Origin of the sequence: Halolamina sediminis (assembly GCF_001282785.1) — an archaeon.
Classification (GTDB): domain Archaea; phylum Halobacteriota; class Halobacteria; order Halobacteriales; family Haloferacaceae; genus Halolamina; species Halolamina sediminis.
This window is the reverse complement of sequence record NZ_CVUA01000001.1, coordinates 2,137,605-2,149,460: the sequence shown is the minus strand read 5'-3', so window position 1 is coordinate 2,149,460 and position 11,856 is coordinate 2,137,605. Positions and strand designations below refer to the sequence as shown.

General features: G+C 68.3%; 9 protein-coding genes. 2 read left to right on the top strand and 7 right to left on the bottom strand.

Annotation, left to right across the window (positions count from 1 at the left end; genetic code table 11):
• Nucleotides 1–8: 8 nt before the first annotated feature.
• Entirely contained in the window at nucleotides 9–437 is a 429-nt protein-coding gene (locus tag BN1959_RS10765) for a zinc ribbon domain-containing protein (RefSeq protein ID WP_053948659.1), read from the bottom strand.
• A gap of 161 nt (nucleotides 438–598) precedes the next feature.
• On the opposite strand from BN1959_RS10765, the gene BN1959_RS10760 reads away from it, so the two are divergent.
• Both BN1959_RS10760 and BN1959_RS10755 read left to right on the top strand, forming a co-directional pair.
• Nucleotides 599–4,120, top strand: coding sequence for an MMPL family transporter (locus tag BN1959_RS10760; RefSeq protein WP_053948658.1), 3,522 nt, complete (start codon nucleotides 599–601; stop codon nucleotides 4,118–4,120).
• Nucleotides 4,120–4,866: a TrmB family transcriptional regulator gene (locus BN1959_RS10755; protein WP_053948657.1), complete on the top strand. Its 747-nt coding sequence runs from the start codon at nucleotides 4,120–4,122 to the stop codon at nucleotides 4,864–4,866. The genes BN1959_RS10760 and BN1959_RS10755 overlap by 1 nt, the downstream gene beginning before the upstream one ends.
• A gap of 712 nt (nucleotides 4,867–5,578) precedes the next feature.
• On the opposite strand, the gene BN1959_RS10750 is transcribed toward BN1959_RS10755, so the two are convergent.
• The 6 genes from BN1959_RS10750 to BN1959_RS10725 form a co-directional block, all read right to left on the bottom strand.
• On the bottom strand, nucleotides 5,579–6,592 hold the full coding sequence (locus BN1959_RS10750) for a 3-oxoacyl-ACP synthase (RefSeq protein WP_053948656.1): 1,014 nt from the start codon (nucleotides 6,590–6,592) through the stop codon (nucleotides 5,579–5,581).
• A gap of 21 nt (nucleotides 6,593–6,613) precedes the next feature.
• Nucleotides 6,614–7,714, bottom strand: coding sequence for a branched-chain amino acid ABC transporter permease (locus BN1959_RS10745; RefSeq protein ID WP_348533020.1), 1,101 nt, complete (start codon nucleotides 7,712–7,714; stop codon nucleotides 6,614–6,616).
• Between the two features lie 250 nt (nucleotides 7,715–7,964).
• Nucleotides 7,965–8,978: a branched-chain amino acid ABC transporter permease gene (locus BN1959_RS10740; RefSeq protein WP_053948654.1), complete on the bottom strand. Its 1,014-nt coding sequence runs from the start codon at nucleotides 8,976–8,978 to the stop codon at nucleotides 7,965–7,967.
• Entirely contained in the window at nucleotides 8,975–9,673 is a 699-nt protein-coding gene (locus tag BN1959_RS10735; protein ID WP_053948653.1) for an ABC transporter ATP-binding protein, read from the bottom strand. The genes BN1959_RS10740 and BN1959_RS10735 overlap by 4 nt, the downstream gene beginning before the upstream one ends.
• Nucleotides 9,670–10,500 carry an ABC transporter ATP-binding protein gene (locus BN1959_RS10730; RefSeq protein WP_053948652.1) on the bottom strand — a complete coding sequence of 277 codons (831 nt, stop codon included), beginning with the start codon at nucleotides 10,498–10,500 and terminating at the stop codon, nucleotides 9,670–9,672. Before BN1959_RS10730 ends, BN1959_RS10735 begins: the two co-directional genes overlap by 4 nt.
• Nucleotides 10,501–11,841 carry an ABC transporter substrate-binding protein gene (locus BN1959_RS10725; RefSeq protein WP_053948651.1) on the bottom strand — a complete coding sequence of 447 codons (1,341 nt, stop codon included), beginning with the start codon at nucleotides 11,839–11,841 and terminating at the stop codon, nucleotides 10,501–10,503. It abuts the gene before it with no gap.
• Nucleotides 11,842–11,856: the final 15 nt, after the last annotated feature.

Below are 11,856 nucleotides of genomic sequence, written 5' to 3'. Positions count from 1 at the left end.
GTGGGGCCTCACTCGGAGTCGGCCGACGTGAACTCGGTCGTACACCAGTGACAGAACTCGAGGTCGGCGTCGACCTCCTTCCCGCAGTTGGGGCAGGTGACCATCTCCGGGTTCTCCTCGGAGACGACCGGTACGTCGACGTCCGGCGTCACGTTGCGATCGGTCTGGCGCCGGTAGGCCAGCAGGAACGCGTCGAACGCGCCGGCGAACTGGACGGCCATCGTGGGGTACAGCGCGGTGCTGTCGGCGATCGCCTCGCCGGAGCTCATCGCCACCAGCGTCCCCTCGGGGACGAACGCGAACGTCACCGCGAACGCCAGCGCGAGCCAGCCGAACCCGCGTAGCCAGCGCCGCAGGTAGAACTGCCCGAACCCGGTCGCGATAGTGCCCAACAGCCCGGCCAGGTACGGCCGGAGTCGCTCCGGAACCAACGACATACGCCCCCTGAACGGCCCGTCGGGGAAAGCGCTTCCGTCTGCCCGTTCCCCTCCGACGTTGAACGAGCGTTCACCGAAGTCGGAAGGGTTATGGCCGAGCTGTTAGTACGAGAGTACAGACAGATGACTAGCCAGCGTACGTCGGACGAGCGGAGGTGCGGATGAGAGGAGTCGACACCGTCGTCGACGCCGTGATGGACCACAGCAAAGTGGTGATCGCGGTGATGTTGGTGTTGACCGTCGCAATCGGCAGCGGCGCGGCGATGGTCGAGCAGACGTCCTCGCTCGACCAGTTCCAGACGGACTCCCCGGAGGGTGAGGCGCTCGACTACGCCGAGGAGAACTTCTCGACCGGCGACGAGGACACCACGACCGCACAGGTGATACAACGTGACGACGACGTGTTCGACCGGTCGTCGCTCGTGGGGATGCTGGAGTACCAGCAGACGCTCCACGACAACGAGACGATCAACGCGACGCTGTCGGACGACCAGCCTAGCACGAGCATCGCGAACGTGGTCGCGATCGCGGCGATCAGCGCCGAGGAGGGCGAGGACGTCCAGCGGACCGCCGCCGAACTGCAGGCGCTCAACGAGAGCGTCAGCGAGGAGCGAGCGGCGATCCAGGAGCGCAACGAGACGCTGACCACGACCGCGGGGCTGCTGCGCGAGTCGCTGACGACGCTCCGGCAGAACCCCGACGCGAGCGTCGAGGCCGCGTTCGCCGACGTGCGCGCGAACACGAGCGTCGAGCTCGACGAGGAGGACGCCGCGACGTTCGAGCGTGCGGCCGGACAGCTCCGGAACGCCACCTCCGAGGCCGAGGCCCAGGAAGCGTACCAGCTCGGGACGCAGGGCGTGCTGGCGGATCAGTACGCCGCCCTGCAGGAGCGCTCCACGGCGCTACAGGCGGACGCCGACCGACTCCAGACGCTCGCTGACGAGCTCGAAACCGAGCGCCAGCAGTACGAGAACGCCTCCAACGCCACCCTCGAAGAGCAGCAGGAGCAGCTCCGCTCGATGAACGAGTCGGAGATCCACGACACGATCGGGACCGTGCTCGGCGAGGACGCCGGCGGGAACGGCGGCGACGGGCCCGGAACGTTCGCCCTGATGCCGACCGACTACGACCCCGGCTCGACGGAGGCCGACGCGACGATGCTGATCGTGACGATGGAAGGTGACGGTTCCGCGGCTCAGGGCTCCGCGGGTGAGGAGATAATCGACGCCCAGCTGGCGATGCAGACGGTGAGCGGGCAGGCCGACGGCGGCGAGTACCTCGTCTTCGGCGCGGGGATCATCAGCGACGAGATCACCAGCTCGATGACCGACAGTCTGCTGATCGTCGGGCCGCTCGCGATCATCTTCGTGCTGATCGCGCTCGCGGTCGCTTACCGCGACGTGCTCGACATCCTGCTCGGGCTGTTCGGTATCGGCGCGGTGCTGGCGTGGACGTTCGGCTTCATGGGCTGGGCGGACATCGCGTTCAACCAGATCTTCATCGCGGTGCCGGTGCTGTTGATCGGGCTGAGCATCGACTACGCGATCCACATCTTCATGCGCCACCGCGAGGAGCGCGGTAACGGCGGGGAGGGCGGCCCGCGGGGGTCGATGCGGACCGCCCTCGTCGGCGTCGGGATCGCGCTGATCTACGTCACGGCGACCACCGTGATCGGGTTCCTCTCGAACCTCACCAGCCCCGTGCCGCCGATCCGGGAGTTCGGGATCGTCAGCTCCGCGGGGATCACCGCGGCGCTGCTGGTGTTCGGCCTCCTCATCCCGGCGATGAAGGCCGAGATCGACGAGTTCCTCGAAGGGCGCGGGATCGACCGACAGAAGCGGGCGTTTGGCACCGGCGGCGGCGCGTTCTCGTCGGTGCTCGCCGTCGGCGCGACCGCCGCACGGAAGAGCCCCTACCTCGTGATCGTGCTGGCGCTGGTGCTCAGCGCCGGCGGCGGCTACGGCGCGACACAGGTCGACACGTCCTTCGAGCAGTCGGACTTCATCGCGGAGGACCCCGACGATTGGATGAAGGATCTCCCCGAGCCGTTCGCGCCCGGGGACTACACGGCGAAAGCCAACCTCGAGTACGTCAACGACAACTTCCTGCGACAGGACTCCCAAGCACAGATCCTGATACGGCCCGACGGGGGTGATCTCACCGACGACGACGTGCTCCAGCGGATCGCCGACGCGGAGTCGACGGCCGCCGAGCAGGACGACGTGACACAGACGCTCTCGAACGGCGAGCCGCGGATCGAGAGCCCGCTGTCGGTGATGGAGGCCGTCGCCGAGGAGAACGACTCCTTCGGCGCGGCGTTCGAGGCCGCGGACACGAACGACGACGGGGTTCCGGACCGCAACCTCGACGCGCTGTACGACGACCTGTTCGAGGTCGCACCCGACCGCGCGTCGAGCGTCATCGACCGCGACGACGGCGAGTACACCGCGATGCGGATCGTGGTCTCCGTCCAGGGCGGTGCGAACGGCGACGCCGTCACCGAGTCGATGCGCGACGTGGCCGACCAGGTCGACGGCGAGGGGCTGGACGCGACCGCGACCGGCAGCGCGGTGCTGAACAAGATTGTCCAGGACCAGCTGCTTCAGACCGTCGTCGAGAGCCTGCTCATCACGCTGGTGGCGACGTTCGTGTTCCTGATGATCGCCTACCGGCTGACCGAGGGGAGCGCGACTCTGGGCGCGGTGACGCTGCTCCCGGTCGCGTTCAGCGTGACGTGGATCCTCGGCACGATGCATCTGCTCGACATCCCGTTCAACGTGATTACGGGGATGATCACCAGCCTCACCGTCGGACTGGGGGTGGCCTACAGCATCCACCTCTCCGAGCGGTACAACCAGGAGCTGGAGCGTACCGGCGAGATCTGGACTGCGATGGAGCGGGCGGTCACCGGCACCGGCGGCGCGCTGCTGGGCTCGGCGGCCACGACGGTCGGCGGCTTCGGCGTGCTGATCTTCGCGATCCTACCGCCGCTGCAGCAGTTCGGCCAGATCACGGGGCTGACGATCATCTACGCGTTCCTCGCGAGCGTGTTGGTGCTGCCCTCGCTGCTCGCGGTCTGGACGCGCTTCGTCGGCCCGGACGGCGTGTTCCCCGCGCCGGCCGACGGTGACGACGACGGCAGCGACGGCGGCGACACCGACGACGGCGGGTCCGCAGGCACGGCCACCGAGGTCGCGCGGCAGGGACCCCGCGCCGAACGCTGCTTCGACCGCTCGGTCGTCGGCCCCGACGGCACGGTTACGGTGACCATCGAGACCGAGGGCGTCGACGGCCGCGCGGTCGTGTACGAGCGGACGGACGGGACGCCGACCATCGAGTCTGCGACGACCGAGCCGGTTCGGCAGGTCGAAGCAGACGGCGTGCTCTCGGTCGCGCTCGAGGGCGAGAACCCGACGCTGCGGTACACGACGACGGTGCCCGAGGACGCCACGGACGGCGAGACGGTCACGTTCGACGGCGCCGTCGTCGTCGGCGGCGAGGTGTACAAGACCGACGGCGAGTACGAGGTGTCGGTCGTCTCCGACGTGTTCGAGCGCGTCACCGCCTCCGGCACGGTGTCGGCGGCGGATCTCGCGGACGCCTACGGCGGGTTCGAGCGCGAGGAGCTCACCGAGGCCCAGCTCAGCCGGATCAACCAGGCCTGGACCCGCGGGGAGGAGTGATGGACGACGCCGACGCCGCGAACGCGCTGACAGAACTCGGGCTCTCGACGTACGCGGCCCGGACGTTCGTCGGCCTTCAGAAGATCGGCGTCGCCAGCGCGAGCCAGGTCGCGGGGGTAACCGAAGTGCCGCGATCGCAGGTGTACGGTGCGACCGACGAGCTGGAGGAGCTGGGCCTGATCGACGTCCAGGAGGGGTCGCCCACGCGCTACCGGGCGGTCCCGGTCGACGAGGCCCAGGAACTGCTGTACGACCGGCTGCAGTCGACCGCTGACGCGGCGTTCGATCACCTCGAGAGCGTCCGGGGCCAGCACGCCTCCTCCGACGACCGCGAGGCCATCTGGACCACCGAGGGGCGGGAGAACGTGACTGCCCGGATCACGTCGCTGGTCCCGGGCGCCGATCGCCAGGTGCTGTTCGCGACGAGCAACCCGGCGCTGCTGACCGGCGACGTGGCCGACGCGCTCGTCGAGGCGGCGAACGGCGGCGCCGACGTGACGGTCGCCAGCGCCGACGCGGCCGTGCGCGAGGCCGCGAGCGACGCCGGACTGTCGGTCGTCGACGTGGAGGAGGCAGCACCGGAGCTCAGCGTCGGTCGGGTATTGCTGATCGACGGCGACACGGTGCTGCTGAGCGTGCGGCCGACCGAGGAGATGCCGACCGTCGCCGACGAGTCGGCGTTCTGGAGCGAGGGGACCGGGTTCGCGCGCGTGCTGGCGGCGGTGATCCGGCAGGCGTTCGTCTGAACGGTTTTACCGGGGTCCTCCCTCGCTTCGCTCGGTCGAACCCCGGTAAAACTCGTTCATGTCGTCAGAACGTTTTGCGTTCTGACTGCTACCCAGAATCGCATCGCGATTCTGGTGATGCCAAAATGCCGGACCTCCCTTCGGCCGGTCCGGCGAACCGCTCGCTTCGCTCGCGGATGCGACGTTTTGAGAAACAACTGAACGTGAAGTGTGGGAGACGAAGCCGGTACTGGGGAACTGGCAGTCAACGATCAAGTGTTTGATGAAAATGGTCAGAAATCGACAGTTGTTGACGGGAGTGGCGACAGTCCTCTACTTCCTACTCGTTTAGCGAGGACTGGCGCGACGTCAAGCGAAGCTCTGTATCGTCAAAAACATTTTAATCTTCAAAATAGACGGAGATTATTGTGTATCGGTCCCTACCCATACATGGGGGAAGGGATGCCCCTTAACGACCTTGGGAGGGGTCGTAGTGGGTTCTCGATCGGGAGGCAGTCCAGGCGGCGGTCGCGATCGTTGAACTGACTGCGGAACTCACACGTGGTGAGGTGTCCGAAACAACGTCTGTCGTCGGTCCACCACTTCAGATGTTGTGGTCCCCCTCACCGCCTCGTTCGGAATGCCCCGAGAACGTTCTCTCATCAGTTCGCACGAACTACACACCAGCCGTTTCTCGATCGTTCCGAGCGACAAAACGTCCGCCGATCGACCCTCAGTCCACCCACCGCAGCACGCTCGCCGCCCACGTGTACCCCGTCCCCGCGGCGAGGAACAGCACCACGTCGCCGTCCGCGACGAGCCCACGGTCCAGCCCCTCGTCGAGCGCGAGCACCTGATCGACGCTCTGGACGTGGCCGTACTCGTCGAGGTAGTGGTGGCCGTCGCCGACGCCCAACTCGTCGGTGAGGTAGTCGTGGAACGAGCGCTTCATGTGCGTGAGCGCGACGAAGTCGATCTCCTCGCGGGTCAGCCCCGACGCCGCGAGCGCATCGTCGGCGACTGCGAGGAAGTTCTGGAGGCTCACCTCGCCCAGCCGTTCCTTCATCCCGTCGGGGTCGGGGACGGTCAGCGTGTGCAGCCCCTCGTCGACGGTCGCCGCGCTGGGCGGGCGCTCGGAGCCCCCGGCGGGCATGATCACGTCCCGGGAGAACGAGCCGTCGGTCTTGGCAGCGTGGCCGTGGATCGTCGCGAGCGCGCGCTCGCCGGCGTCGCGTTCGAGTACGGTCGCACACGCGCCCGAGCCGAAGTTGAACATGAACGACGCGTCGGCGTCGCCGTAGTCGACGAGATCCTCCTCGCGGCTGGCCCCGACGAGCAGCGCGGTGTCCACGTCCCCCGTCTCGATCTGGGCGGCGACCTGCCGGAACGCGATCGGCTGCCCGGCACAGAGCGAGTAGCTCTCCGTCGCGTAGGCGTTCTCGGTGCCGAGGCGGTCGGCGATATCCGCGGCGGCCGACCAGACGACGTGGTCCTTGTACTCCGAGCCGTGGTACAGCACCAGATCCACGTCGGCGGCGTCGACGCCGGCGTCGTCAAGTGCCTCGCGGGCCGCGGTGACGCCCATGTCGGTCGCGTGGTCGCCGTCCGGCGGGCAGACATGTTTCTCGACGACGCCCATCTTCTCGACGACCACGTCCTCGGGGATGCCCGAGCGGTCGGCGATCTCCGGGCCGGTGATGGTCGACTGCGGTACGTAACGGCCGTAGCCAGTGAGTGAGACGGTCATTGAGTCGAGAGTCGCCACCGGTCAGCCGCGCCGGTAGCGGTCGAGGGAGTCGGGGAGCCGTTTCGCGACCGTGCCGCCGAGGCGGTCACGGACGGTGCCGAGCAGGCCGTTCGGGACGTACAGCACGAACAGCACGAAGATCACGCCGATGTAGAGGCTGGCGTGGCCGTTGAGGAACGTCTCGATGGCGCCGCCGACGGTGAGCCCGCCGACGAGGTCGGCCTCGATCACGCTCGCCGGGAGGTGCTCTCGGAGGTACGGCAGCAGCCCGCCGCCGGAGCCCCGCTTCGAGAGGAACTCCCGGACGGTCTCGTCGAACAGCCGGCCGTACAGCGGGCCGGCGAGCGTGCCGAAGCCGCCGATGATCGACGCCAGCAGCGCGTCGCCGGTGACGAGGAAGTACATCGAGTTGTCCGGGGCGACCGAGCGGCCGTAGCCGCCCATCAGGCCTCCCGCGATCGCGGCGAAGAAGCCACTGATCGCGAACGCCGCCAGCTTGAACCGGAACGGGTCGTACCCCACCGCCTCGGCGCGCTCCTCGTTCTCGCGGATCGCCAGCAGCACCGTGCCGAACGGCGAGTGGATCAGCCGCTGCATCGCGAGGTAGCAGACGAGCACCACCAGTCCGACCATGTAGTAGGACACCTCGGTGCCGCCGAGTTCGACGAACAGTAGCTCCACGCTGTCGCCGGTCAGCCGACCGATCTCGAGGTTGAGTGCGTCGACGCCGGGCACCCCAACGTCGAACCCGTCGGGGTGGACATCGGTCGAGACGGCGGCGCCGTCCCGCGGGTTCTCGCTCACGTAGTCCCAGCCGCGGACGAACACGTACGCGACCTGTGCGAACCCGAGTGTGATCATCGCGAAGTACACTCCCGAGAGTCGGAAGGAGAGCGCACCGATCGCGAGCGCGATGACGACCGCGAGCAGCCCCGCCAGCAGCAGTAGGAACATGAAGGGCGTCCCCGGCGCGAGCAGCGGTATCTGCCCGTTGGCCGCGAGCACGACGAAGTACGCGCCCGTGCCGTAGAAGATGGCGTGGCCGAAGGAGAGGTAGCCGGTGTAGCCCGAAACGAAGTCGAACGACATCGCGAACAGGCCGAAGTAGAACACCGTGACCATCGTCTCGACGCGGGGCAGCAGCGTCTCGACCTCCGTACCGAGCGGCGAGGCAGCCAGCAGTGCGTAGAGGAACGGGTACAGCGCGAACGCCGCCACGACCAGCGCGTGGGCGGTGTGCTCCCGGAGGTAGCGCCGCCACCACTCGCGCCCGCTGGCGGCCGCAATGGTACCCTCCTCGGGTGCGGCCGGGTCGTCCTCGTCTGGCGGATCGGCGCCGAGATCGTCGGCGCTGCCGCCCTCGGTGGGAGAGCTAATGGCCGCCCACCTCCTCGACGCCGAACAGTCCCTGTGGCCGCACGATCAGCGTCAGCACGAGTACGAGGAAGATCATCATCTCGGGGAGACCGGTGAAGGTGATCGCGTTCTGGAACCACCACGTCATCGTCGCGTCGACCATACCCACGAGCCCGGCCGCGACGACGGTGCCCCGGAACGTGCCGAGGCCGCCGACGATCACGACGACGAACGCGGGCAGCAGCGTCTCGTGTGCCAGCGGCAGGCTCGCCCCCCAGACGGGGTCCCACATCAGCAGCATGCCGGCGACGCCGGCGATCGCGGAGCCGAGCGCGAACACGGTGGTGAACACGCGGTTCACGTCGATCCCCAGTGCGGCGGTCATCTCGTCGTCCTCGCTGCCGGCCCGGACCACCATCCCGTAGCGCGTCTGGGTCAGGAACACCCAGACGGCGCCGATCGTGACCGTGCCGAAGGCGATCTGGAACAGCGCCAGCGGCGACACCGAGAGCCCGGCGAACGAGAGGTTCTCGACCATGAACGCCGGCTTCGTCCCCAGCGCGTCACGCCAGTCGGTGATCGGCTGGATGCCGTAGAACGAGACGACGATGCGGGCCGCCTCGTCGAGCACGAGCGCCAGCCCGAACGTCAGCAGGATCTGGTAGATCGGCGGGCGGTCGTACAGCTGGCGGATCAGCCCCACCTCGACGGCGCCGCCCAGCGCGCCGATGGCGGCGAACACGAACAGCGTGCCGACGAGGAAGAACAGCACGCGGGCGAGGTCGCCCGTCGCGCTCCCGACCAGCACCACCATCACCAGCCCGCCGAGGTAGGCGCCGAGCATCGTAAAGGAGCCGTGGGCGAAGTTGAGCACGCCCAGCAGCCCGAACACCAGCGTCAGCCCGCTCGCGATCATCGCGTACAGCGCGGCCTTCGACAGCCCGTTCACGAACACCTCCGACAGCGTCCCGAGCCGGAGGAACTCCCCCAGCGCGTCGACGATCAGGGGTGTGAGTACGGCCCCCGTCATGCCGAGAGATGCCTCCTGAGCCGTTCGGAGTCGGTCGACACCTCGTCGGCGTCGCCGCTGTCGACGACGACGCCGTGGTCCAGTACGTAGAAACGGTCCGCGAGGTCGAGCGCCATCGGGAGGTTCTGCTCGACCAGCAGGATCGTCGTCTCGCCGGCCACTGCTTCGAGCGCGTCGTGGACGGCCTCGACGATCAGCGGCGCCAGCCCCTCGCTGGGCTCGTCGACCAGCAGTAGGTCGTTCCCGCCGACCAGCCCGCGAGCGATCGCGAGCATCTGCTGCTGCCCGCCGGAGAGGTCGCCGGCGTCGCGGTCACGAATCTCTTCGAGGTCGGGGAACGCGTCCCACGCGAGCTCCAGCCCCGCCTGCACGTCTGACCCTTTCGGCACGGCGATGCGGACGTTCTCCTCGACGGTGAGCTGGCTGAACATCCGGCGGTCCTCGGGGATCCACCCAACGCCGGCGTCGGCGACCTCGTGGGTCTCCTTCCCGACCAGCTCCTCGCCCCGGTAGCGGATCGACCCCTCGCGGGGCGGGGTGAGCTGGAGGATGCTCCGCAGCGTCGTCGTCTTGCCGACGCCGTTGCGACCCATCAGCGCGACCACCTCGCCCTCCTCGACTTCGAGGTCGACGCCTTCGAGGATGTGGCTCTCGCCGTAGTACGTCTCGACGCCGTCGAGTTCGAGCAGGCTCACGCGCCGGCCACCTCCTCGTCGTCGTCGGTCTCAGTATCGCTCGTCGCTCCACTGGTCGTGGGGGCCGCCTCGTCGTCCACCCCGTAGCCGCCGAGGTACGCCCGCTGCACCGCGGGGTCGTCCCGCACGGCCGCGGGCTCGTCGTCGGCGATGACTGCGCCCTGGTTCAGCACGACGATGCGGTCGGAGACGTTCATCACGATGTCCATGTTGTGCTCGACGAGCAACACCGCGTGATCCGTCGCCACGTCGGCGATCAGGTCGATGATGTCGTCGACGCTCTCGCTGGAGACGCCGGCGTTGGGCTCGTCGAGCAACAGCACGTCGGGGTCGCCCGCGAGCGCGATGCCGACCTCCAGTTGGCGCTTCTCGCCGTGGGCGAGCGCGCTCGCCGGACGGTCCGCCAGCGCGTCGAGGCCCACGCGGTCGAGGATCCTGTGGGCTTCCTCGATGTGCTCCTCGAACGTGTTGGCGTTTCGCCACCCCTTCCAGGCGTTCTCGCCGGCGGCCTGTGCGGCCACCCGGACGTTCTCAAGCACGGTCCGTTCGGGGAACACGTTCGTAATCTGGTACGATCGGTGGACTCCCGCCTGCGCGACCGCCGCGGGATCAGCGTCGGTGAGCGACTCCCACTCGCCGTCCCGGCGGAGTTCGATGCTGCCGGCCGTGGGTTCGAGCGCGCCCGTCAGCAGGTCGAAGAACGTCGTCTTCCCGGCGCCGTTGGGGCCGATCAGCGAACAGAGCTCGCCTTCCCGGAGCCGAAAGTCGACGTCATCGACGGCGGTGAGGCCGCCGAAGTTCTTGGTCAGTCCGGCGGTGCGGAGCATCTACAGCGAGCAGTTCATCCCCGGCGCGTCGGCGGGGATCGTGGTCTCGCCCTTGCCGATCGTCGCGAGGGGCTCGCCGGGCTGGATCGCGGCGTCCCAGTTCTCGGCCCACTCGTCGCTCGTGGGTGCGAGGTTCGCGACCGTCATGGCCGAGCGGGCCTGGTTGTTGTACTCCTGGAACGTGTAGCCGTTCTCGCCTTTGGGCGTGTCCGTGACCGTCATCCCCCGGAGCGCGCCGGCCACGTCGCTGCCGCTCGTGGAGCCGGACTCCTCGACGGCTTGGACGATCGCGGAGGCCGCGGTGAACGTCCCCGACGTGAACAGGTCCGGCACGACGCCGTAGGCGCTCGTGTAGGAGTCGACGAACGAGCTGTTGATCTCGTTGTCGTACTGGTTCCAGTGGTAGCGCGTCGTGAACGGGCCGAGCCCGGAGTTGTCGAGCTTCTCCTGTGTGAGCGGCTCGCCGAGCGCCTGCTGGAGCGTCTGCCCGACGACCTGACTGGTGACCTGTGTCGCCAGCCCGCCGAAGACGGAGTAGCTGTAGTCGCCCTGGAGGTAGGCCGTGAACATCTGCGGGAGCGTCGAGACGGTGAACCCGCCGACGACGCCGTCGGCGCCAGCGTCCTCGGCGTTCTGGAGCAGCCCGTCCCACTCGCTGTACCCCTGCGGGACGAAGCGCTTGTCGAGGATCTCCACGCCGTTGTTCGCGAGCACCTGCTCGTAGTTGTTGACGACCGCGCGACCGAACGAGTAGTCGGCGCCGAACAGGTACACCGACGAGATGTCGGTCTCGGTCGCGACGTACTTCCCGCCGGAGCGGGCGTCCATCGCCGTGTTCTCGGAGGCCCGGAATACGAGATCGGAACACGTGCCCTCGTTCGAGGTGATGCCGGCCGACGCCGCGGGACCGGCCATGAACGGCACCTCCGCGGTGTCGACGACCGTGTCGATCACGCGGGTCGCCGCGCCGGAGGACGCGGTGCCAAAGAGCATGTCCACGTCCTCGTTCTCCACGAGGTCGGTCGCCGCCGACTGGGCGGTGTCCGCGCTGAACTGCGTGTCACGGACGATCAGTTCGTACTCGGTGTCGCCGGCGGTCACGGTGTAGCTCCCCGTGGTCGACTCCTCGATCGGGTCGGTGTCGCCCTTGTAGGCCATTCCGGAGAAGAACCCCCAGAGCGCCTGCTTCCCGTAGTAGCCGAGGTCACCGGAGACCGGCTGGAGCACGCCGATGCTCATGCCGCTGCCGCCACTCAGTGCGCCTGTACAGCCTGCGAGCCCGGCGACGCCGGCAACGCCGGTCGCTCGAAGCATGCCTCGCCGCGATAGCTTTCGCGCCATATCCTCAGTGTGAGG